This window comes from Dysosmobacter sp. Sow4_B12, assembly GCF_052116665.1.
GTDB lineage: Bacteria > Bacillota > Clostridia > Oscillospirales > Oscillospiraceae > Oscillibacter.
In genome coordinates this window covers 50,832-73,887 of record NZ_JBQKKR010000012.1, presented here as the reverse complement: position 1 = coordinate 73,887, position 23,056 = coordinate 50,832, and the positions used below count along the sequence as shown (strand labels likewise).

The 23,056-nt window shown below is 60.8% G+C and carries 22 protein-coding genes and 1 tRNA gene; 18 read left to right on the top strand and 5 right to left on the bottom strand.

Going from position 1 to position 23,056, the window contains the following annotated elements; translation table 11 throughout:
* From ACTQ4R_RS10510 to cysK, 17 genes are all read left to right on the top strand, one after another.
* A partial coding sequence (locus ACTQ4R_RS10510; protein WP_441628450.1) for a hypothetical protein occupies nt 1-438 on the top strand: 438 nt, incomplete at its 5' end.
* 200 nt (nt 439-638) lie between these two features.
* Nucleotides 639-3,287: a DNA polymerase I gene (polA, locus tag ACTQ4R_RS10505; protein ID WP_441628448.1), complete on the top strand. Its 2,649-nt coding sequence runs from the start codon at nt 639-641 to the stop codon at nt 3,285-3,287.
* On the top strand, nt 3,284-4,156 hold the full coding sequence (locus tag ACTQ4R_RS10500) for a DMT family transporter (protein ID WP_441628446.1): 873 nt from the start codon (nt 3,284-3,286) through the stop codon (nt 4,154-4,156). Before polA ends, ACTQ4R_RS10500 begins: the two co-directional genes overlap by 4 nt.
* Nucleotides 4,153-4,539, top strand: a complete 387-nt coding sequence (locus ACTQ4R_RS10495; protein ID WP_441628445.1) for a hypothetical protein — start codon at nt 4,153-4,155, stop codon at nt 4,537-4,539. Before ACTQ4R_RS10500 ends, ACTQ4R_RS10495 begins: the two co-directional genes overlap by 4 nt.
* A gap of 42 nt (nt 4,540-4,581) precedes the next feature.
* Nucleotides 4,582-5,130 (top strand): hypothetical protein, encoded by a 549-nt coding sequence (locus tag ACTQ4R_RS10490; RefSeq protein ID WP_441628443.1) that lies wholly within the window; start codon nt 4,582-4,584, stop codon nt 5,128-5,130.
* 34 nt (nt 5,131-5,164) lie between these two features.
* Nucleotides 5,165-5,653: a ribosomal protein S18-alanine N-acetyltransferase gene (gene rimI / locus ACTQ4R_RS10485; RefSeq protein ID WP_441628441.1), complete on the top strand. Its 489-nt coding sequence runs from the start codon at nt 5,165-5,167 to the stop codon at nt 5,651-5,653.
* Complete coding sequence (locus ACTQ4R_RS10480) at nt 5,628-6,221, top strand: GNAT family N-acetyltransferase (protein WP_441628439.1); 594 nt, start codon at nt 5,628-5,630, stop codon at nt 6,219-6,221. The genes rimI and ACTQ4R_RS10480 overlap by 26 nt, the downstream gene beginning before the upstream one ends.
* 18 nt (nt 6,222-6,239) lie before the next feature.
* Nucleotides 6,240-7,247: a tRNA (adenosine(37)-N6)-threonylcarbamoyltransferase complex transferase subunit TsaD gene (gene tsaD, locus ACTQ4R_RS10475; RefSeq protein ID WP_441628437.1), complete on the top strand. Its 1,008-nt coding sequence runs from the start codon at nt 6,240-6,242 to the stop codon at nt 7,245-7,247.
* Nucleotides 7,248-7,873: 626 nt separating this feature from the next.
* Nucleotides 7,874-7,949: transfer RNA gene (locus ACTQ4R_RS10470), tRNA-Thr, on the top strand.
* Between the two features lie 166 nt (nt 7,950-8,115).
* Nucleotides 8,116-8,820: a 3'-5' exonuclease gene (locus tag ACTQ4R_RS10465; RefSeq protein WP_441628435.1), complete on the top strand. Its 705-nt coding sequence runs from the start codon at nt 8,116-8,118 to the stop codon at nt 8,818-8,820.
* A gap of 169 nt (nt 8,821-8,989) precedes the next feature.
* On the top strand, nt 8,990-9,622 hold the full coding sequence (locus tag ACTQ4R_RS10460; protein WP_441628433.1) for a TetR/AcrR family transcriptional regulator: 633 nt from the start codon (nt 8,990-8,992) through the stop codon (nt 9,620-9,622).
* A 16-nt stretch (nt 9,623-9,638) separates the two neighbouring features.
* Nucleotides 9,639-11,231, top strand: coding sequence for an efflux RND transporter periplasmic adaptor subunit (locus ACTQ4R_RS10455; protein WP_441628431.1), 1,593 nt, complete (start codon nt 9,639-9,641; stop codon nt 11,229-11,231).
* Nucleotides 11,232-11,236: 5 nt separating this feature from the next.
* A complete protein-coding gene (locus ACTQ4R_RS10450) occupies nt 11,237-11,974 on the top strand; it encodes an ABC transporter ATP-binding protein (protein WP_441628429.1) in 738 nt (245 codons plus the stop codon).
* Nucleotides 11,971-13,215, top strand: a complete 1,245-nt coding sequence (locus ACTQ4R_RS10445) for an ABC transporter permease (protein WP_441628427.1) — start codon at nt 11,971-11,973, stop codon at nt 13,213-13,215. The genes ACTQ4R_RS10450 and ACTQ4R_RS10445 overlap by 4 nt, the downstream gene beginning before the upstream one ends.
* A gap of 112 nt (nt 13,216-13,327) precedes the next feature.
* Complete coding sequence (locus ACTQ4R_RS10440; protein WP_441628425.1) at nt 13,328-13,813, top strand: RNA polymerase sigma factor; 486 nt, start codon at nt 13,328-13,330, stop codon at nt 13,811-13,813.
* The gene (locus ACTQ4R_RS10435; RefSeq protein ID WP_441628423.1) at nt 13,810-14,646 is read left to right on the top strand and encodes an RsiV family protein; all 837 of its coding nucleotides are present in this window, start codon (nt 13,810-13,812) and stop codon (nt 14,644-14,646) included. The genes ACTQ4R_RS10440 and ACTQ4R_RS10435 overlap by 4 nt, the downstream gene beginning before the upstream one ends.
* Before the next feature lie 111 nt (nt 14,647-14,757).
* On the top strand, nt 14,758-15,687 hold the full coding sequence (gene cysK / locus ACTQ4R_RS10430) for a cysteine synthase A (protein ID WP_441628421.1): 930 nt from the start codon (nt 14,758-14,760) through the stop codon (nt 15,685-15,687).
* 75 nt (nt 15,688-15,762) lie between these two features.
* Here cysK and gdhA read toward each other — a convergent pair whose 3' ends face one another.
* The 3 genes from gdhA to ACTQ4R_RS10415 all read right to left on the bottom strand — a co-directional run bounded on the left by gdhA (nt 15,763) and on the right by ACTQ4R_RS10415 (nt 18,954).
* The gene (gene gdhA / locus ACTQ4R_RS10425) at nt 15,763-17,112 is read right to left on the bottom strand and encodes an NADP-specific glutamate dehydrogenase (RefSeq protein WP_441628419.1); all 1,350 of its coding nucleotides are present in this window, start codon (nt 17,110-17,112) and stop codon (nt 15,763-15,765) included.
* 206 nt (nt 17,113-17,318) lie between these two features.
* Nucleotides 17,319-18,113: a TIGR04255 family protein gene (locus tag ACTQ4R_RS10420; RefSeq protein WP_441628417.1), complete on the bottom strand. Its 795-nt coding sequence runs from the start codon at nt 18,111-18,113 to the stop codon at nt 17,319-17,321.
* A gap of 61 nt (nt 18,114-18,174) precedes the next feature.
* Nucleotides 18,175-18,954, bottom strand: coding sequence for a cell wall hydrolase (locus ACTQ4R_RS10415; RefSeq protein ID WP_441628415.1), 780 nt, complete (start codon nt 18,952-18,954; stop codon nt 18,175-18,177).
* 131 nt (nt 18,955-19,085) lie between these two features.
* On the opposite strand from ACTQ4R_RS10415, the gene ACTQ4R_RS10410 reads away from it, so the two are divergent.
* Entirely contained in the window at nt 19,086-19,286 is a 201-nt protein-coding gene (locus tag ACTQ4R_RS10410) for a hypothetical protein (RefSeq protein ID WP_441628413.1), read from the top strand.
* A gap of 85 nt (nt 19,287-19,371) precedes the next feature.
* Here the strand turns inward: ACTQ4R_RS10410 and ACTQ4R_RS10405 are convergent, their stop codons facing one another.
* Nucleotides 19,372-20,589, bottom strand: coding sequence for an NADP-dependent isocitrate dehydrogenase (locus tag ACTQ4R_RS10405; RefSeq protein WP_441628411.1), 1,218 nt, complete (start codon nt 20,587-20,589; stop codon nt 19,372-19,374).
* Between the two features lies 1 nt (nt 20,590).
* The gene (locus ACTQ4R_RS10400) at nt 20,591-22,831 is read right to left on the bottom strand and encodes a hydratase (protein WP_441628409.1); all 2,241 of its coding nucleotides are present in this window, start codon (nt 22,829-22,831) and stop codon (nt 20,591-20,593) included.
* Between the last annotated feature and the right edge of the window lie 225 nt (nt 22,832-23,056).

Genomic DNA, 23,056 nt, shown 5'->3' with positions numbered 1-23,056 from the left:
ACACATTTGTCTGCGGGCGTGGGGTCCCAATCGGAAATTCCGTCAGCCAATCACCTTCATCATAAAGGAAAAAGCGAAGGCTGTAACACCCTCGCTTATATATTACTAATCGGAATTTGGAGGGGGAGCAGATATATGAACGTCTTGCTATATTTAGGTATATTTTGGACGCTCTATGGCCTTGCTGGATTATTAGGTTGGCAACGCATAAACAATAAATACAAGGGATACGATTGGACAAAGAAGTATATTAGATGCCTTGGTATATCATGGTTGATGCTTGGAATCCCATGTCTTATTTTTTCAAGACTATATGAGGCAGGCTACAATACAAGGAGTATATTTGTATTGATGTGTTTTTGTATGTTGCCATCGCTTATTTTTACAATAGTAGTTGAAAAAAAGTTTAATGCTAAAATCAAAAACACGCAGAGATAAATTCCAGTTTGTCTGTTTGTTGAAAAGACTTCGCCTTGAGCTGGCGAAGTCTTTTCCTTCGTTTCGACAAACGATGTTCCAAATACCTAAAACCAACACATGGAGTGAAAAGAGAGCGGCGAATCCCAAGCTTGCGGAACGAACAAGTTTGGGGTATACTATTTTATCTATGTAAATCTACCCGCCAGGAGGAACCATCCATGAAGCTCATGGTCATTGACGGCAATTCCATCGTCAACCGGGCCTACTACGGCATCCGCCCCCTCACTACCCGGGACGGGCTGTATACCCATGCCGTGTTCGGCTTTCTCACCACGCTGCTGCGGCTGAAGGGCGAGGAAAATCCGGACGCGGTGTGCGTCACCTTCGACGTCCACGCCCCCACCTTCCGCCATGAGGCATCGGAGGCCTACAAGGCCACCCGGAAGGGGATGCCGGAGGAGCTGCGGATGCAGATGCCGGTTTTGAAAGAGGTGCTGGACAGCCTGAACATCCCACGGTACGAGCTGGCGGGCTGGGAGGCCGACGATCTCATCGGCACCATATCCCGCAAGTGCGAAGCCGCCGGGTGGGAGTGCGTGGTGGTGACGGGAGACAAGGACTCCCTCCAGCTCATCACGGAGCATACGAAGGTGAAACTGGTGTCCACCCGCATGGGCCAGACCACCACCAAGGACATGGACGAGGCCGCCTTCCGGGAGCAGTACGGCTTCGACCCCATCCACATGATCGACCTGAAGGCCCTCATGGGAGATACCTCCGACAATATCCCCGGCGTTCCCGGCATCGGCGAAAAGACCGCCATGGCCCTGGTGCAGAAGTACGGCAGCATTGACGCCCTTTATGCCAAAATGCCGGATGTGGAGGCCAAGCCCGCCGCCCTGCGGAAGCTCCAGGAGGGAGAGGACAGCGCCCGCCAGTCCTACTGGCTGGCCACCATCGTCACTGACGCGCCCCTGGACTTCCGCCCGGAGGACAACCTGGTGCGGGCCCCCGGTCCGGAGGCCTACGGCGTGTTTTTGAAGCTGGAATTCACGAAGCTTATTGATAAGTTCGGCTTGACTCCCGGCGAGGCCCCGGCCACGGCGGCTCCGGCGGAGGAGACCGTCACCGTGGAGCAGGTGACGGACCCGGCCCGGGCGGCGGAGCTGCTGGAACTGTGGCGGAAAGCGGACCATGTGTCTGTTCTGGCGCTGCCGGACCTCACCGGCGCGGTGGTGGTCTGTGGCGGCGAAGGCGGCACGCTGACGGCGGAGCTGTTTTTTGAAAAGTATCAAGGGGACTGGAACGCTCTTTTGAACGCCCTGTTCTCCGCTGACATTTCCAAGGTGTCCCACAACGTGAAGGACTTGACCCGCCGGCTGCTGGAGAGCGGATCCCAGGCGGAGGGCTTCATCTTTGACACGGCCCTGGCCGCCTACCTGCTGGACGCCACGGCGGGCAGCTACGACCTGGGGCGTCTGTTTGTGGCCTACTACAACACGGAGCTGCCCAAGCCCATCCATCTGGAGCCGGACGCGTTTTCCCTGCTGGGTGACAGCGCCGCGGCGGAGGCGGCCTTTGACAGCTATGCCACGGCGGTGGACTGCCTGTACCGCACGCTGCTGCCCCGGTTGGAGGAAAAGCACCTCCTGGAGCTGTTTGCCGCGGCGGAGCTGCCCCTTTGCCGTGTGCTGGCGGAGATGGAGCTGGCGGGATGCCGGGTGGACGCACGGGCCCTGGCGGACTTCGGAAGCGCCTTGACGGAGCGCATCCGGGAGAGGGAACAGGCCATTTACGCCATGGCGGGGGAGACCTTCAACATCAACTCTCCCAAGCAGCTGGGGGAGATCCTCTTCGGCAAGCTGGGCCTGCCCCACGGCAAAAAGACAAAGACCGGCTGGTCCACCAATGCCGACGTGCTGGAAAAGCTCCGCTACGAGGCTCCCATCGTGGACGCCGTGCTGGAGTACCGCCAGTACGCCAAGCTGAAATCCACTTATGCCGACGGCCTTTTGAAGGCCATCGACCCCGACGGCCGCATCCGCACCAGCTTCCAGATGACGGTGACGGCCACGGGCCGCCTTTCCTCCACGGAGCCGAATCTCCAAAACATCCCCACCCGCACGGACCTGGGCAGCGAGATCCGGCGGATGTTCGTGCCGGAGGAGGGCTGCGTCCTGGTGGACGCGGACTACTCCCAGATCGAGCTGCGGCTCCTGGCCCATATCTCCGGGGACGAGGCCATGCGGGAGGCTTTCCGCTCCGGCGGCGACATCCACACCGCCACGGCGGCCCAGGTGTTCCACGTGGCCCCGGCGGATGTGACGCCGGAGATGCGCCGCAGCGCTAAGGCGGTGAACTTCGGAATCGTGTACGGCATTTCCGCCTTCTCCCTCAGCCAGGACATCGGCGTCAGTGTGGCGGAGGCCAAGGCGTATATGGAGGCGTACTTCGCCACCTTCCCCGGCGTGCGGAAGTATATGGACGCTGTGGTGGAGCGGGCCAAGGAGACGGGCTTTGTGGAGACTGTGTTCCACCGGCGCCGGGACCTTCCGGAGCTGACCTCCTCCAACCACAATCTCCGCTCCTTTGGGGAGCGGGTGGCGCTGAACATGCCCATCCAGGGCACGGCGGCGGACATTATGAAGCTTGCCATGGTGGCGGCCCACAAGCGGCTGAAGGCGGAGCTGCCGGAGGCACGTCTGGTGCTCCAGGTCCACGACGAGCTCATCGTGGAGTGTCCGGAGACCCAGGCCGAGGCGGCTGCCCGGCTGCTGGAGGAGGAGATGGAGCACGTGGTGAAACTTTCCGTTCCCTTGACCGCCGAGGCCCACTGGGGCAAAAACTGGCTGGAGGCCAAGGGATGAAGCTTGCGGTCCTGCTGATGGGCGTTTTGTGCGGCTCCCTGTCCGCTGCCTTTATCCGCTGGTCCACGGCGCCGTCCCTGGTGCTGGCGCTGTACCGCATGGCCTGTACCGTGGCGCTGCTGGCGCCGGCGGCCTGGCGGCACCGGAAGGAGCTGGCGGGCCTTTCCCGGCGGGAACGGCTTTTATGTCTGGCCAGCGGCGCCGCTCTGGGACTGCATTTTGCCACATTCTTTCAAGCGGTGAAAACCACCTCCATCGCGGCTGCCGCGGTGCTGGTGGACATGGAGGTGCTGTTTGTGGCACTGGCTTCGGCGGCGGTGTTCCGCCGGAAGCTGCCTCCGCTGGCTTGGCTTGCCATAGTGCTGGCCTTTGGCGGGGCGGTGGTCATGGCCCTGGCGGATTTCGCCGGAGGCGGCGGTACGCTGCGGGGTGACCGGCTGGCGGTGTTGTCCGCCATGTGCATCAGCGTCTATACCCTCATCGGCTCTGTGTGCCGCAGGACCATGAGCACCACCGCCTATACCTGCCTGGTGTACACGGCGGCTTTGGGGACCCTTCTGGCACTGAACCTGGCCGGCGGGATGCCGCTGGCGGGCTACGGCGGAAAAAACCTGGCCACCGCCCTGGCGATGGCGGTGTTCTGTACCCTGCTGGGACACAGTGTGTTCAGCTGGGCACTGAAATATTTTCAGCCCTCCTTCGTTTCCACCACGCGGCTGTTGGACTGCGTGTTTTCCGCTGCCTGGGGCGCTCTGCTGTTTTCCGAGTTTCCCACGGCACAGGCGGTGCTGGGCGGCGCGGCTGTTATCCTGGGCGTCGTACTGTATACCGGAAGCGAGGCCCGCGGCGAAAACGGAAGGCGTGCGTGATGCGGGTCATCCGGGAGTATTGGCAGTGCGTGGGAAAGCAGGAGATCCCGTTGAAGGAGCTTTTGGATACGGTGGATACGTTCCTGCGAAGCCGTGGCTATTCATATCGGCGGCTTTGGTCGCCGACCCATCCGGAGCTGTCTGACACGGAACTGAAAGCGCTGTTCCAAAAAATCCCCCGGCCCTGCAATCCCCTGCAGGTGGAGGCCTTGTTCGAGGATGTGAGCTGGTTCGGTGAGGAAGCGGAGCCTATGGCCTACGCGGGACGACAGCCCTTTTTGTGCAGCGGCGTTCGTGTGGTCCACTGCGCCGGCACTAGCTTTTGCCACGTGTATTTTTATATTGAGGTGACGGGGCCGGACAGTCCGGCACGCATCCGGTAGGAGAATGCTGTTGCTGCCGCACTGAAAGAGCGGTTTCCCAAGATGCGGCTGGAAAACAGCTACTGCCTGTGGTCGCCGGAGGAGGCGGCTGGGATCGCGGCCGCCAACGAGGCCCTGGCGCCGAAGCTGGAGGAAGTGAAGCAGTCGCTGCCGCCGTTCCGGGAGCGGAAAGACGCTCCGGCGGAGTGGGCGGAGAGCCTGCGGCAGATCGGGATATACGCGAGGAGCGAAAAACCGGCTTTTTCCGGAAAGAAGCTGGCGCTGTCCGTGTTTCCAAAAGCACGCTACCGCTACCGGCACCAAGCTGGGAGCTGCTTTGAAATGGTCCGGCGGACGCCCTGCGGGCACCGGCTGTCAGTCTCCTTTGACTCCGCGCCGCCGGCGTACGTCTGGCAGAGCGCCAGCATTTCCCTGTCGGGCATAAAGTTCTGCTGCCCGCTGTTCCGGGAGCAGATTTGGCGGGAAAACGCGGAGACGGTGCGGGCCTTTATGGAGCATTGTCTGCTCCTGGCGGAGCGGGCGGAGGCCGCTTTGGACCAGCCGCTGTATGATTGCTTCGGCGCCAGTCCGGACTGGTGGCTGGCGGATTAGCGGCGGAATAGAACACTTGGAAAGGAAGAATCATATGGAAGAAAACCGGATGCATGTACGCATCGTTCCCATGAACGCTGACCATCTGGATGAGGTGGCGGAGCTGGAGCGCATCTGCTTTTCCACGCCCTGGTCCCGGAATATGCTGGCGGAGGAGCTGGACAACGCCTGCTCCGCGTTCCTGGTGGCCGAGGATGACGCAGGCAGAGTGGTGGGCTACGCCGGCCTCCAGGTGATCCTGGACGAGGGCTACATCACCAACGTGGCCGTCCGGCCCGAGTGCCGCCGCAACGGTATCGCGGGAAAGCTTTTGCAGGTGTTCCTGGACTTCGGCCAGGCCAACCATCTGGCCTTTTTGACGCTGGAGGTCCGGGCCTCCAACTATGACGCCATCGCCCTGTACGGGAGCCGGGGCTTCCGCAGCGTGGGACGGCGGAAAAATTATTACGAGCATCCCAAGGAGGATGCCATCATCATGACAAAGGAGTTCGACACGGATGGAACTGCGCATCCCCTCTCTTGAGCAGCTGAAAACCGTTTACAACAGCGATATGAAGGACGCTTTCCCGGCGGCGGAACTGAAGCCCCTGCGCGCCATTGAAACCATGTGGCGGGAGGGGCGCTACCGGCCCTACTGCCTTTTTGACGGGGACGACATCGTGGGAGAGTGCTTTTTGTGGCTGGGGCACCCCGGCTGGGCGCTGCTGGACTATTTGTGCGTATCCCGGCGGGCCCGCAACGCGGGGCTGGGTGCCGCCATCCTGGCAAAGCTGCGGGAAACGGAGCCGGGTACGGTGGTTTTCGGCGAGGCGGAGGCTCCGGAACACGCGCCGGACCCCGCCATGGCCCGGCGGCGCCTGGGCTTTTACGCCCGGAACGGCCTGCGGGCCGCCGGCTATGACACGGAGGTGTTCGGCATCCACTATAAAACGTTGTACCTGGCGGACCGCCCGGTGGAGGACGGAGCGCTGATGGCGGAGCACGACTTCGTCTACCGCAGCAGCTTCTCCTCGGAAAAATATGCAAAATATGTCCGTATCCCCTTCGACCCGGCACAAGCGCCGGGAGAGCAGGTGGCCTGGGACCAATGAGAAAGAAGTGACATATTGATGAAAATACTGGCTTTTGAATCCTCCTGCGATGAGACCGCCGTGGCGGTGGTGGAGGACGGACGGCACATCCTGTCCAACGCCATTGCCTCCCAGGTGGATATCCATGCCCTGTACGGCGGCGTGGTGCCCGAGATCGCTTCCAGAAAGCATGTGGAGGTCATTGCCGCCTTGACGGAGCAGGCCCTCCGGGAGGCGGGATGTACCCGGCGGGATATCGACGCCGTGGCCGCCACCTACGCTCCCGGCCTCATCGGCGCGGTGCTGGTAGGCCTAAGCTTTGCCAAATCCGTGGCCTATGCTCTGAATGTGCCTCTGATCCCCGTCCATCATGTGCGGGGACACATTGCCGCCAACTACCTGGCCTTCCCGGAGCTGGAGCCGCCCTTCCTTGCCTTGGCCATCTCCGGCGGCAATACCCTCATCGTGGATGTGCGGGACTATACGGACCTGCGCATCCTGGGGGCCACCCGGGACGACGCGGCAGGGGAGTGCTTCGACAAGGCGGCCCGGGTGCTGGGCCTGCCCTATCCCGGCGGCGCCCCTATGGACAAGCTGGCCCAGGGAAGCCGGGGCGGCGTGTATAAGCTCCCCCACGCCCATGTGGACAGCGCGGAGCTGGATATGAGTTTTTCCGGCTTGAAAACGGCAGTGGTCAATCTGGGCCACCACGCCCAGCAGGTGGGGGAGGAACTGGACCGGGCGGCGCTGGCCAGGGACTTTGCCCAGGCGGTCAGCGATGAGCTGGTGCCACGGGCTATGAAGGCGGCGGCCCTGTCGGGACGCACGGTCATTGCCGCCGCCGGCGGTGTGGCGGCAAACTCCGTTATTCGGGGGGACCTGGAGCGCGCCTGCGCCAAGCAGGGCTGCAAGCTGTACCTGCCGCCTTTAAAGCTGTGTGGTGACAATGCCGCCATGATCGGCGCCCAGGGCTATTATGAGTATTTGGCGGGCCACACGGCGGGCATGGACCTCAACGCCTACGCCACCATGGACATTGCGGACTGACAGAAAACCGGCTGCTTTGGCAGCCGGTTTTCTGCATATTGCCCGGCCTAAAAATGAATGTAAAGAGAAAAAACTTGCTTTTTTTGAAGGGGGGAAGAAATTTTTTTGCAGAAAGCGGATTGTCCAGTAAAAAATAAAAAGATAAATAGAGAAAGTACAAACAATTAAAATGTTATGTAAATTTAAAGGAGAATTTAAAACCTGGTGAAAATGTGAATACAGGAACTGTTAAAAAAACCCAATAACTGATAAAGCTGTTGATATTAAAGCAAAAAACGAGTGTGGAAAACATCGTGGAAAATGTGAATAACTCTTGGTAAAGAAAACTTATGACAATGGTTATGTAAAAGAAAAGCAATCACGAAAATGGAAAAAAATCCTAAGTTTTATAGAAAAAGAGACAATTGACATCGAAAATTGACGACAAAGTTTTTGAAATATTCCACGATTGACAGCCACTTTCACTTGCGGCATAAAAAAACGCTGACCAATTTATTGCAAGATAACTTGCAATAATACAAATTGTAATATACAAAATGCGGCGCATGGAGGGAAAAAGAAGATGGAAAATGGTGTTGACGGTGGAATAAAAATATGGTATCATTGTCGCTGTCCCAAATAGTGATGCTAGTGTAGCTCAGTCGGTAGAGCAGCTGATTCGTAATCAGCAGGTCAGGTGTTCGAGTCACCCCACTAGCTCCAACGCGCCGCAAGCGGTATACCGTTTGCGGCGCGCTTTTTATACCATCCATCCCCAATACACCTCATGTTGTGCGGTGAATTGCTGTTGACAAACCGTCTTTTATGGGCTTTGCGCGCTGCACGGGAATATGGTATGATAGCTTCAGCTCTGATTGGGAGGCGCCGTATGCTGCAAAGCCTGTTTTCTGCATTTGACCGGGTGGTGGTTTTTGACACGGAGACCACCGGACTGGAGTTTGACCGGGACGAGATCATCGAGCTGGGAGCCGTCGGTCTGACAGCGGCGGGAGAGGCGGACAGTATGGACCTGCTGATCCGCCTGTCGCCGGGGAAGCGACTGCCTGCTTTCATTACGAATCTGACCGGCATCACGCCGGAGCAGCTGGACCGGGAGGGCGTGGATAAGGAGACGGCCTGCGACGCATTCTGCCGCCTGCTGGAAGGGGCGGAGCGTCCGCTGTTGGTGGCGTACAATGCCCAGTTCGACTTGAATTTCCTCTACTATTTCCTGCGGCCCTTCGGCTGCGTAGATGTGCTGCGCGCACCGCGGTTCTTGGACGCCCTCACGGTATACCGGGACCGGCGGGACTATCCCCACAAGCTGGAAAACGCCATCGAGGCCTACGGCCTGGGTGCGACAGCGGTGAACAGCCACCGGGCTGTGGACGATGCCCGGGCAACCGTCCAGCTGCTGGAGGCTATGGCCGCGGAGCGGGATGATTTGGCCGGCTATCTGGACCTGTTCGGATACCCTCCCAAATACGGCATTTCCGGCCGGAGGATCGCTTCCGTTTCATACCGGCCGCAGCCCTATGACCGCACCGTCCCCCTCTATCGAGGGGGGACTTGTGACAAATTTGTGAATTTTTAAAAAACCTCTTGAAATATGACAAGTTGTCATGTATGCTATGTGACAACTTGTCATATTATTTTTTTGCGGCCCGAAAAAGCCCTTGACCTTCCACCTGCTGGAAGTGATAGAGTTTCCCCGAAAGCTGAAGAAACGGGGACGGCCATTTCGTATACAGGAGGAAGAGAGCATGCCGCGCAGTACATTTTGCCGTCTGGCCCCTGAGAAGCAGGAGCGCTTGTTGGAGGCCGCCACCCGGGAGTTTTCCCGCCGCTCCTTTGCCGAGGCGTCCATCAACCAGATCATCAAGGACGCCGGCATCCCCCGGGGCAGCTTTTACATGTATTTTGACGATAAGGAGGACCTGTTCTGCTATGTCATGAGCGGCTATGTGGACCAGCTTTTGATGGTGGTGCGGGAGAGCATCTTCCGCGCCGGCGGCGACCTATTTCAAGGTGTGCTGGACCTGTACGATTTCCTGCTGCGGCGGGGACAGGGTCAGCAGCCCGGCGACATGGGCGCCATGGCGGCCATTCTGGCCTGCAACAGCGGCCTGCAGAAAAATATGTTCTTCGGCCTGCTGGACCGGAATGCCGTCTTGACCGGACTGGGAGACGTGGTGGACCAGGATATGCTGGACCTGCGGCGGGACCGGGACCTGGGGGACATTTTGGCGGCGGTACTGACAGTGGCAGGTCCTCTGATTTACAGCGGCCTGCAGGGAGACGAGCAGGGCTCCGTCCGGGAGCGGCTGGAAAACGTACTGGATCTGATGAGACGCGGCATGGCCCGCGGCAAAGAGATTTTGGATGATCACGAGTAAAAGAGGAGTTTGAGCTATGGAAGAGAAATTGATGCAGACGGAGGCAGCTTCCGAGGATGTCTCTGTAAAAAAGAAGAGATTCAGCGGCAAAGGAAAAAAACGTCTGCTGCCCTTGGCAGCGGCGGCGCTGGCAATAGTACTGCTGGGCAGCCAGGTGCTGAAGCTGGGAAAGGCCGATACGGCCGAAGGCGGCGGCTATCAAGCGGAGGCGGTACAGCAGCGGGACTTGAGCGTCACCGTCACCGGCACTGCCACCCTGGAGCCGGCGGACGCCTATCAAGTCAGCACGCTGGTGTCCGGCACCATTTTGTCGGCTCCCTTTGAGGAGGACCAGCAGGTGGAGAAGGACACCCTGCTGTATACGCTGGACAGCGGTGACGCCCAGGACTCCGTGGCCCGGGCCAATATCTCCGTGGAGCAGGCCAGATTGAGCTATCAGCAGGCCCTGGAGGCGCAGAACCCCACGGCGCCCATTGCCGGCACTTTGAATGAGGTCTATGTCCATGACGGGGACAGTGTGTCTCCCGGTACACCGCTTGCGAAGATCGTTGCCAGCACGGACCTGACCATTGATTTTGTATTTACTTACGTTTCCCCGGACCGGTTTTACGCCGGGCAGGCGGCAACCGTGTTCATCGGCAGCTTTGACGGTTCTGTCCAGGGCACAGTAGTCTCCGTATCCAATGCCACCGCCGTCACCGCCAACGGCAAGCAGTCCTGCACCGTGCGGGTAAAGGTGCCCAATCCCGGCATCGTGTCCGACAGCTTTACCGCCTCCGCCGTCATCGGCAATTATACCAGCTACGGCAGCGCCCCCATTTCCATGGCGGCCTCCACTGTGGTGTACGCCTCCGGCTCCGGCACCGTCTCGGGCTTTTCCAAGCTCTCCGGCAGCACGGTGAGCAAGGGGGAGAAGCTGTGCACCGTGGACTCTGATGCCATCCGCAGCCAGTTGGAAACGGCAAAGCTCACCATTGCGTCCGCCCAGCTGTCCGCCGGCACCGCGGTCTCCGCCGTGGACGACTACACCATTTACGCGCCCATTGCCGGCACGGTCATTGAAAAGAACTTTAAGGCAGGAGACAAGGTAGACGGTGCCAGCTCCGGCACGCTGGCAGTCATCTACGATTTGAGCAGCCTAAAAATGGAGATGAACGTCAACGAGCTGGACATTGGCAAGGTCCGTCCCGGCCAGACGGTGGAGATCACTGCGGCGGCCCTGCCCGGCCAGACCTTCACCGGGACTGTGGAGCGGGTCAGCGTCAACGGCACCACCACCAGCGGCTTTACCACCTATCCGGTGACCGTTGTGCTGGAGGAGTACGGCGAGCTAAAGCCCGGCATGAACGTCTCCGCCACGATCCTGGGCGATACAGCGAAAAACGTCCTTACGGTTCCGGTTGCCGCTGTCAACCGGGGCAGCATTGTGCTGGTAGCCGGAGACGGCGCTTTGGGCGAGGATGGCGCCACTGTGCTGGACATTTCCAAGGCGGAGGAACGCCAGGTGACCCTGGGCCGCAGCGACGCGGAATATATTGAGATCACCGCCGGCCTTACGGAGGACGATGTGGTGCTGGTGCCGGCCCAGCCGGCGGTGACGGAGGGCTGAGGACCTTGGAGCATCTCATTGAATTAAAAGATGTCTATAAGATCTATCCCATGGGCAGCGAGAAGGTCCACGCACTGGACGGCGTCAGTCTCGCCATTGACCGGGGAGAGTTTGTAGCCATCGTGGGCCAGTCCGGCTCCGGCAAATCCACAGCCATGAATATCATCGGCTGCCTGGATGTGCCTACCTCCGGTACCTACCGCCTGGGGGGCGTGGACGTGTCCACCATGGACGACGACCACCAAGCGGAGATCCGCAACAAGATGCTGGGATTTATTTTTCAGCAGTACAACTTGATTCCCAAGCTGACGGTGTTGGAAAATGTGGAGCTGCCGCTGCTGTACGCCGGTATGGACGCTGGGGAGCGCCGCCAGCGGGCCCTCCGGGCCCTGGAGCGGGTGGGACTGGCAGACAAAAGCCGCAATCTCCCCAACCAGCTCTCCGGCGGCCAGCAGCAGCGGGTGTCCATTGCCCGGGCCTTGGCGGGGGAGCCATCGGTCATTCTGGCGGATGAGCCCACCGGCGCACTGGATTCCCGTACAGGCCGGGAGGTGCTTGGCTTTTTGCAGAAGCTCAACGCCGAGGGGGACACCGTGGTCCTCATCACCCACGATAATTCCATCGCTGTGAAGGCCAAGCGCATCGTCCGCCTGCAGGACGGCAAAGTCATTTACGACGGTGACGCCAAAGACCCCCGGGCCGTGGTCCGGCCTGCGGAGAGCGGAGAGGAGGCGGAGACATGAACGTAACACAGTCCTTCCGGCTTGCCATCAAGTCTCTGCGGACCAGCAAAATGCGTTCGTTCCTTACCATGCTGGGCATTATCATCGGCGTGGCGGCGGTCATTATCATCATCTCCCTGGGCAACGGCCTGACGGGCATGGTGGAGCAGCAGGTGCAGAAGCTGGGCGTCACCCAGGTGATGTTTTACACCTGGGGACGGGGCGACGGCAGCACCATGGAGCTGGACAGCCAGAGCGTCATGGATTTCATCGACAGCCACCCGGAGGCGTTCAGCGGCGTGACCCCCTGGGTCAGCGGCGGCCAGGGGGTGCGGCAGGGAAGCACAGAGTTCAAAAAGACCGGCATCTACGGTGTCAGCGAGGCCATGTACCGGCCGGAGAACGGCACTACCCTGGATGGAGAGCCGCTGGCAAAGGGGAGGTATCTGCAATATGTGGATGTGGTCCAGCGGAAGAATGTCTGTGTCATCGGGGCTTATCTGGAGCAGGAGGCTTTCCGGGGAGACGCCCTGGGAAACACGCTCTATATCGGTGGTGTGCCCTATACCGTCATCGGCGTGATGCAGCGGCAGATGACCACGATGACCGAAGGCAGCTCTGATGACCGGGTCTACATCCCCTATGAAAACGCCATGGCACTCTCCGGCAGCCGTACCGTGACCCTGTATCAGGCCACGGCGGTCTCCCGGGACACGGTGGGCCAGGCCAAGGCGCTGCTGGAGGATATGCTGTGGAGCTTCTACCAGGATGAGGACGCCTACTACATATCCACCATGCTGGACCAGGTGAATCAGATCAACGCCATGATGGGCGTGGCCATGGCGGTGCTGGTGGCGATCGCCGCCATTTCTCTGCTGGTAGGCGGCATCGGTATCATGAACATCATGCTGGTGTCCGTCACGGAGCGGACCCGGGAGATCGGCATCCGCAAATCCCTGGGCGCCAAGCGCCGGGACATCCGCCGCCAGTTCATCATCGAGGCCGGCACCACCTCGGCCCTGGGCGGCTTTGTGGGCATTGCCTTTGGATGCCTGGTGGCCATGGGGATCGGCTCCCTGTTCGGCGGGGTGCTGGTGCAGTCTCTGGGCGCGGCCAGCGGCGTCACTTTCAACGCCACGCCTACGCCGGGGGCCATCCTCATCAGTTTCGGCGTCAGCGTGGGCATCGGGATGCTGTTCGGCTATCTTCCCGCCAACAAGGCGGCTAAGCTGAACCCCATCGACGCTCTGCGGTATGAATAAGGAAAGAGCCGGGACTTCCGGCTCTTTCTTTCTGAAAAATTTTTCTCCTTCCAAACTTTTTCCCAGCCTGCTCCGTCTATTAGGCAGAACGAACAGAAAGGACCTTGCGCATATGGCTCATATCTCCGAAAGTGAATTGACGGCATATCTTGTGGAAGACCAGGCCCGCTTTTACCGTCTGGCGTACAGCTATCTGAACAACAGGGAAGAGGCTTTGGACGCGGTACAGACCGCCGTCTGCAAAGCACTGGAAAAACAGGATAGCCTGCGGGACGCCGGCGCCATACGGACCTGGTTCACCCGCATTTTGGTCAACGCATGCATGGACCAGCTGCGCCAGCGGAAACGGGTGACGTTTGTCCCGCCGGAGGCGCTGGACGCCGGCAGCTATGAGGACCCGCTGCCGGAGGACGGCTCCCTGGCCAGCCGGGTGGATGCCCTGCCGCCGGAGGTGGCCACCATCATCCGCCTGCGCTTTTATGAGGATCTGTCTCTGAAAGAGATCAGCGGCGTGGTGGACTGTCCCCTAAGCACCGTGAAGACCCGACTATATACCGGCTTGAAAAAATTGCGCATTGCTGTGGAAGGAGAAGCATGATGAAGGAATTTAAGGAAGCAAGAGAGCGTTACGAGGCCACGCCTATCCCCGAGGAACTGGACCGGCGGGTCCGGGCGGGCATCCGCCAGGGCCGGAGCCGCTATCGTGCCCGCCGCCTGCGGCGGAGCCTGGGCGCCGCGGCCGCCTGCTTTGTGGTGGTGTTCGGCGCACTGAATCTCAGCCCCACTGTGGCAGCTGCTGCCGCCGACCTGCCGGTGCTGGGCGGTATCTTCCGGGTGCTGACGGTCCGGGACTTCACGGATGTCAACAGCGACCACACCGTGAAGGTAGAGCAGCCTGCCGTCAGCGGCAGCGACTATGCCGATAAGATCAGCGCGCAGATCCAGGCCAAGGTGGATGAGAAGATCGCCGAGGGTGAGCAGATCGTGGCCGATTACAAGGAGGCCTATTTTGCCACCGGCGGCACGCAGGAGGAATGGGAAAAGCATGACAACCAGGTCACTGTGACCTATGACATCAAGTCCCAGACGGATACCACCGTCTCCTTCGTGGTCAGCAGCGCCGTCAGCATCGCCAACGCCTATCAAGAGCAGACCTATTACAACCTGGACCTGGCCTCCGAAAGGGAGCTGACCCTGCGGGACCTGCTGGGAGAGGACTGGGTGGCTGTCTGCAACGACGCCATCCGCGCCCAGATGGCCGCGGCGGAGGACCCTGCTGTGTATTTTGATGAGAGCATGGGCGGCTTTACCACCGTGGATGAGACCACCAGCTTCTATATCAATGAGAGCGGAAATCCCGTGGTGGTGTTCCCGCCCTACACCGTGGCCATCGGCGCCTTGGGCACCGTGGAGTTCGAGATCGCAAAATAAGCGGAAACGCCGCCCAAACGGGCGGCGTTTTTCCTGGAGCCGCACCCATTGCAAACAGGGCAGCGAGGGTGTATGATAGACCCAATCTGAATCAATGGGAGGGACTCTGTCATGAACATTGCCCACGGTATCACAGACCTCATTGGCCATACGCCGCTGCTGGAGCTGTGCCGGTACGAAGAAGCCCACGGCTTACCCGCCGTCGTTCTCGCCAAGCTGGAGCGGGCCAACCCCGCCGGCAGTTCCAAGGACCGGGTGGCGGCCCATATGATCGCCTGTGCCGAGGCGGAGGGGCGGCTTTTCCCCGGCGGCACCATTATTGAACCAACCTCCGGCAACACCGGCATTGGCCTGGCCGCCGTCGGCGCCGCCAAGGGATACCGGGTCATCCTCACCATGCCGGATACCATGAGCGTGGAGCGGCGGAACCTCATTGCCGCCTACGGCGCCCAGATCGTTCTGACCCCCGGAGCGGAGGGAATGTCCGGCGCCGTGGCCAAGGCGGAGGAGCTGCAAAGGGAGATCCCTGGCAGCATCATTGCCGGGCAGTTTGAAAACCCTGCCAATCCCGCGGCTCATGAGGCCTCCACCGGCCCGGAGATCTGGGCGGACACCGAGGGAAAAGTGGATATTTTCGTAGCGGGCGCCGGCACCGGCGGCACCCTCACCGGCACCGGCCGGTATCTGAAGGCGCGGAACCCGGCTGTACAGGTGGTGGCGGTGGAGCCGGCCTCTTCGCCTCTTCTGACCGAGGGACACGCCGGTCCTCATGGCCTTCAGGGAATCGGAGCCAATTTCATTCCCGCCAATCTGGACCGCTCCGTTCTGGACGAGATCATCCCTGTGACGGACGAGGACGCCTATCGTACCGGCCGGGATCTGGCCCGGCGGGAGGGCATCCTGGTGGGCATCACCTCCGGCGCAGCCGTCTGGGCGGCAGCGGAGCTGGCCCGGCGCCCGGAAAACCGGGGCAAGGTCATCGTGGCCCTGCTGCCGGACAGCGGAGAGCGCTATCTCTCCACTCCTATGTTCCGGGATTGATAAAAAAGACCAGGACGCGGAACCAATTCCGGTTCCGCGTCCTGGCTTTTCTTTTTCAAAGCGGGGATAGAGCGCTTACACAATACCCTGGGCCAGCATGGCATCCACGACCTTCTTGAAGCCGGCGATGTTGGCGCCCACGACCAGGTCGCCCTCGACGCCGCACTCCACAGAGGCGTCATAGGCGTTGTGGAAGATGTTGGCCATGATCTCCTGCAGCTTGGCGTCCACTTCCGCGAAGGTCCAGGAGTAGCGCATGCTGTTCTGGCTCATTTCCAGCGCGCTGGTGGCCACGCCGCCGGCATTGGCAGCCTTGGCGGGAGCAAACAGCAGACCGGCATCCTGGAACACATGGATGGCCTCGGGACGGGAGGGCATGTTGGCACCCTCAGCCACGGCAATGGCGCCGTTTTTCACGATGGTCTTGGCGATGTCACCGTCGATCTCGTTTTGGGTGGCGCAGGGCAGGGCGATGTCGCAGGGAATGGTCCAGATACCCCGGAAGCCCTCGGAATAGGTGCTGCCGGGAACCCGGTCAGCGTACTCCTTGATGCGGCCGCGATGGCCCAGCTTGATGTCCTTCACCACGTCCAGATCGATGCCGTTGGGATCGTGGATGTAGCCGTTGGAGTCGCTCATGGCGACTACCTTGGCGCCCAGCTCGGTGGCCTTCTGGCAGGCGAAGATGGCCACGTTGCCACTGCCGGAGATGACGACGGTCTTGCCGTCAAAGCTGTCATTGCGCATGCACTTGAGCATTTCCTGGGTCAAGTAGCACAGACCGAAGCCGGTGGCCTCCGTACGGGCCAGGGAGCCGCCATAGGTCAAGCCCTTGCCGGTGAGAATGCCGGCCTCGTGGGCGTCACGGATGCGGCGGTACTGGCCAAACAGGTAGCCGATCTCACGGCCGCCTACGCCGATGTCTCCGGCGGGAACATCCACGAACTGGCCGATGTGGCGGGAGAGCTCCGTCATAAAGCTCTGGCAGAAGCGCATGACCTCGGCGTCGCTCTTGCCCTTGGGGTCAAAGTCGCTGCCGCCCTTGGCGCCGCCGATGGGCAGGCCGGTGAGGCTGTTCTTCAGAATCTGCTCGAAGCCCAGGAACTTCAGAATGGACAGGTTCACAGTGGGATGGAACCGCAGGCCGCCCTTGTAAGGACCGATGGCGGAGTTGAACTGGACACGGTAGCCCCGGTTTACCTGGACATGGCCCTCATCGTCCACCCAGGGCACGCGGAAGGACACCACGCGCTCCGGCTCCACAAAGGACTCGATGACGCCGTTGGCCTCATACTCGGGGTGCTTGTCGACGATCAGGTCCAGGCTCTCCAGGACCTCCAGAACGGCCTGGTGGAACTCCTTCTGGTCGGGATCGCGGGTAACGACCTGGGAATAGACACGCTGCAGATACTCACTTTTCAACATACAGATTGACCCTCTTTTTTTACACGGTTTAACGTGCTAAATTTACACCCTTAGAATAGCGGATAATGGGTATTTTGCACAAGATTGAAAATTCCTAAAATCAAAAACGCAAATACAATCGTTTTCCTCTATTTTTTACAAAAACAAAAGTGCCCATATCCGATGGCGGACATGGGCACTTTTGTTTGTTTTTCTCTCAAAAACGGTCAGACAGGGCCCATCGCCGTGCGGAGCCGGTCTGTGACAGCGCCCTCGAAAATACGGGTGGCGTGGCCGTGGAGGGTCTCCAGTCCGGCGGCGGATAAGGTGCAGGGCACATCGCCGCCCATGGACAGGTCCATGTCAAAAATAAACTTGACCTCCGGGTCCTGGGGAGCGCCCTGGGCGGTGTTTTTCAAACGGCCCGGGCCGGCGTGGATCTTGGCCCGGCAGCTGGAATCCAGCTGCAGCAGCAGGTCGCTGGCACAGTTCAGGAAATTTTCCTCCATGGCATCCGGCTGGCATAGGGGACCGACATAGGCGGGGGAGATGAGCTCGGCCCACTTGGCGTCCTCAATGCCCAGGGAGGACCGGGAGAAGATGTTCACATACCGAAGGCCCACCCGCTGGAAGTAGGCGGGCTTGTACAGCTTGATGAAAGCGGCCAGGGGCTTGTCTAAATGGCGGGCAAACTCCTCCCAACCCGTGTAATGCAGGGTGGACAGGGCGATGAAATCCTTCGTCAGATTCAGCTTCCACTGGTTGTCGGCGGAGAGGAAGTGATAGTTGATGACGGGAGGCTGCTGCTCCACCTTAGGGGCGGAACCGTTGACCAGCGTGATCTTGGGGGGCGTCGTATCCTGCCGGCGGGCATACTTGGGAAACTCCGCCCGGATGGCCTCTTGAAAGTCGGCGGGCTCCACGGTGTTGATAGAGAGAATGGTGGGAAAGCGCAGCTGGCAGATGACCTCGTGGGCCGGGGCCTTGCGGTACTGCACGCGGGGATGAGCGGAAAACAGCATGCGGCATGCTCCTTTTCAACTTGATGCGTCTATTGTAGTCCCGCGGCCTGCAAAAGTCAAATCACAGATAAAAGCGGTGGCAGCCGATGGTCTGGGCATAGGTGCGGTTAGCGTTGATCCATACGCCCTGGGACAGGGCGGGGGCGTAAAAGTACAGGGCGTCGCCGATGACATTTTCCCCCTCCAGAACGCGCCGGGCGGCCTCCACGGACTGGGCGGTGGGCTCATCATACACGGTGCCGTTTTTCACCGGCTCAAACTGGACGCCGTCCACCCGGTCAAAGATGACGCCGGGGATGGTGTCCGGAAATTGGCCGCTCTCCACCCGGTTGAGTACCACGTTACCCACGGCGATCTGACCGGACAGGCTCTCCCCCCGGCTCTCGGCGCTGATAATGCGGCTGAGCCAGTAGAGGTCCATGGCGTCATGGTCCGCCTCCCCGGAGGTGACAGCGGCGCCTCCCAGCCAGGGGTCCCAGGCGGCGCTGCCCCCCAGCAGGTTCATGGTCAGCCGCAAGGGCACGTAGGTCCTGCCGTTTTTCACATATACCCTGCCGTCATACGTCTGGCCGCCGACGGTGACGGTGTTGTCCTCCGGGTCCGCCGTCAGGCGCACACTGCCGTGCACCGCCACGGCCTCCCTCTCGGCGCTGTCCCACCATACGGACCAGCCCCCCAGGGCGTCCAGCAGGGCCCGCAGGGGAAAGTGGGTAACGCCGCCCTCCAGTGTGCCCCGGACCGACAGAAGCTGCCCGTCCACTTGGACAGGCACTGTCCGGGCAGCCTGGGCCGGTACAGCCAGACAGGCGGCCAGCAGAAAAGAACACAGGAACTTTTTCATAACGGATCTTCCTTTCTTTGGTTGGTTTCCATCATACCGAATCCCAATGGCAGGAAGCAACCCTCAAAACCTGCCACACAAGGAAAGGATTTCCCGCACGGCTCATAGACTGGACGGAGAGGAGGGGGGTCATGGATGCTTTTCAGAACGTCACAGAGGTCCATGCCCTTGCCTTGACTCTGACAAGGACCATGACCGCCGAGGAGCTGACCCGGACAGCGCTGCTGTTTACCCAGCTGGGCACCACCATGGCCACACTGGCGGGACTGCTGGACCTGGAGCAGGGCGGCTCCGCCCGGGAGCAGGCAGCGGACCTTGCCGGCTTGGCGTAAGGCGCCGGGTTCCTCCGGCGGAGAGGCGGAACTAAAAAGTCCCTGTCCCCGGCATTGCCGGAGACAGGGAATGAACGATGATCCGTTAAGCCAGCTTCGCCGCCAGGCGGACGGCGATGGCGTCCAGAAATTCCTCGCTGTTGACAGCGTGGGCCTGGAAGCCCGGGTCTACCAGGGGGAGGAGGTCTCCGGTCATGACGCCGTCGGAAAGAGTCTCCAAAGAGGCGTCCTCCATGGCCTGGCCGAACCGGACCAGCTCCGGCAGACCATCCAGCTCGCCCCGGCGCTTGAAGGCGCCGGACCAGGCGAAAATGGTGGCAATGGGGTTGGTGGAGGTCTTTTCTCCCTTGAGGTAGCGGTAATAGTGGCGGGTGACAGTGCCGTGGGAGGCCTCAAACTCCATAGTGCCATCGGGGGACACCAGCACGGAGGTCATCATGGCGAGGCTGCCGAAGGCCGTGGCCACCATGTCGCTCATGACGTCGCCGTCGTAGTTTTTCAGCGCCCAGATGAAGCCGCCATTGGAGCGGATGACACGGGCCACGGCGTCATCGATGAGGGTGTAGAAATAGGTGAGGCCCAGTTTTTCAAATTCCGCCTTGTAGGTGGTCTCGTACTCTTCCTCAAAAATACGCTTGAACTCCCCGTCGTACACCTTGGAGATGGTGTCCTTGGTGGAGAACCACAGGTCCTGCTTGCAGTTGATGGCGTACTGGAAGCAGCTGCGGGCAAAGGCCCGGATGCTGGCCTCGGTGTTGTGCTGGCCCTGCCAGACGGCGGGGCCCTTGACGGTCTGGACCGTCAGCGTCTTTTCCTCGCCGCTCTCGCCCTTAAAGGTCAGCGTGGCGGTGCCGGGCTCCCCGGTGACCATGTCAACGGCTTTGTACATATCGCCGTAGGCGTGGCGGGCGATGGTGATGGGGGCTTCCCAGTTCTTCACCGCCGGATGGATAAAGGGCAGCAGGATCGGGGCCCGGAAGGCGGTGCCGTCCAGAATGGCCCGGATGGTTCCGTTGGGAGACTTCCACATCTCTGTCAGCTCCGGGTACTCCTCCATCCGCTGCTTGTTGGGGGTAATGGTGGCGCACTTGACAGCAACACCCAGACGCTTTGTGGCGTTGGCGGCGTCGATGGTCACCTGGTCCCGTGTCTCGTTGCGGTGCAGCAGCCCCAGGTCATAGTACTCCGTTTTCAAGTCCACAAAGGGCAAAATCAGCTTTTCCTTGATCATGGCCCAGAGGACCCGGGTCATCTCGTCGCCGTCCATCTCCACCAGGGGAGTGGTCATTTTGATCTTTTCCATGTCAATTCACCCGCTTTGCGTAATAGTTCATGAGGCAGCCGTCCAGAATGATCTCCTGCTCGTCAGAAGTCAGCCCCTTCACGTGGAGGGTGATGTCCTCCGTGCCGCCGCCTGCCAGCAGGACCTTGGCGGGAATGTCTTCAAGGCCGCTTTCAATGGCCCGGCGGATGCCGGGAACAAACACGCAGTCTCCCGGCTGGTAATCAAAGGGCGTGTCCTTGTCCAGGGTGAAGGGCAGGATGCCCCAGTTGATGCAGTTGGAGCGGTAACGCTTGGTGGCGAACTCATAGCAGATGTTGGCAAAGCCGCCCAGCACCTTCTGACAGGAGGCCGCCTGCTCCCGGGCGGAGCCGTCGCCGGGCTTGTTGGCGAACACGCAGGAGCCGAACTGGGTGCTGCCCAGCAGGGCTTCGCCGTCGCCTACCCGGTCCAGCAGGGCCTTCAGCTTCTCCGGGGTCTTGCCGCCGCGGCGCTCCGCCTCCTGGGCCGCCGCGGCCTTGGCCCGGCCCACGTAGGCGGGCTCCCGGCGGGAGAGGGTGAACTCCGCCAGCCGCAAGGGGTTGGAGCGGTAAGAGGAGGTCTCGCCGGAGGGGATCAGCTCGTCGGTGGTGGTGACGGGGTCATGGAGCACCGCCGCCAGCTCCACCAGCAGGTTTTCCGCCAGAGGCTCCATTTTGGGCCAGTCGGTGATGTTGGGGCCCATGATGAGCTCCGCGTCCGGGTCCGCCTTGCCGAAGCCGTAGTACAGCCTGCGGTCATAGACGCCCTTATCAAAGTGATAGTCCAGGTGGACAGGCGTATAGTCGATGTCCGTGGCGGGGGTGATCCTGCCGCCGTTTAGGGCGGTGGCGGCAATGGAGCGGGCGTCCATGAGGCACACGCCGGCAAACTGCCCCTCGGCGGGCTTGGAGCCCTCCCGGTTGGGGAAGTTGCGGGTGGTGTGCCGCAGGGAAAGGCCGTTGTTGGCGGGCACGTCACCGGCGCCGAAGCAGGGACCGCAGAAGCTGGGCTTGATGACGGCGCCCGCCTCCAGCAGGGCGGTGGTAGCGCCGTTTTTCGTCAGCTCCAGGCTGACAGGCACGCTGGTGGGATACACGTCCAGGGCGAAGTAGCCGTTGCCGCAGCTGCCGCCCCGGAGAATGTCCGCCGCCTCGGTGATGTTGTCGAACAGACCGCCGGCGCAGCCGGCGATAACGCCCTGGTCCGCCCACACGCCGCCGTCGTGGATCTTGTCGGTGAGCTTCACGTGGGCCTTGGGGTAGCGGGCCTGGGCGTCGGCCTCCACCTTGGCCAGGATGTCCGCCGCATTCTCCAGGAACTCACGGATGGTCCAGGCGTTGGAGGGGTGGAAGGGCAGGGCGATCATAGGCTCCACCTTGTCAAGGTCAATGGTCACCATGCGGTCATAGTAGGCGAAATCGCCGGGGTGGAGGGCCTTGAAGGCCTCGGGCCGCTGGTGGACCTGGTAGAAGCCCTCCGTCACCGCGTCGGTCTCCCAGATGGAGGACAGGCAGGTGGTCTCCGTGGTCATGACATCGATGCCGTTGCGGAAGTCAATGGGGAGGTTTGCGATGCCGGGACCGACGAACTCCAGCACCCGGTTGTTGACAAAGCCGCTGGCAAAGGTGGCCTTCACCAGGGCGATGGCCACGTCGTGGGGACCCACGCCCCGTTTGGGCGTGCCGGTGAGGTACACCAGCACCACCTCGGGGTAGTTGATGTCCCAGGTATTTTTCAAAAGCTGCTTGCAAAGCTCCGGGCCGCCCTCACCCACGGCCATGGTGCCCAGGGCGCCGTAGCGGGTGTGGGAGTCGGAGCCCAGGATCATCTTTCCGCAGCCCGCCATCTGCTCTCTTGCATAAGAGTGGATGACGCTCTGGTTGGCGGGCACATAGATGCCGCCGTATTTTTTAGCGGCGGACAGGCCGAACACGTGGTCGTCCTCGTTGATGGTGCCGCCCACAGCGCACAGGCTGTTGTGGCAGTTGGTCAGGGCGTAGGGAATGGGAAATTCCTTCATGCCGGAGGCCCGGGCCTGCTGGATGATACCAACATAGGTAATATCATGGGAAACCATGGCGTCAAAGCGGATTTTCAGACGCTTTTGGTCGCCGGAAGTGTTGTGGGACTGGAGAATGTTCCAGGCCATGGTTTGTCTGCGGCCTTCCTCCGGGGAGACGGGAGCAGTCTCGCTGGGGACACCGTTTGCCAGGAACACGCCATTGGGGTGGAGAGTGATCATGTACAGGACCTCCTGCTTTCGGAAGCATCCGAAAATTTCTTGCAAAACAATATAGCACAAATCCCCAAAAATGCAAAGCGGATTTGCAGGAAAAGACGCTTTAACTTGCAAATTTGGGATTCTCACCAAGAATGAGCCTGGCCGGCGCCGGGAAGCGGTGACAAATACCAATGGACACCTGTCCGCCTGGAGAACATACCGGGGACCCGTTCTCCGGGTCCCCGG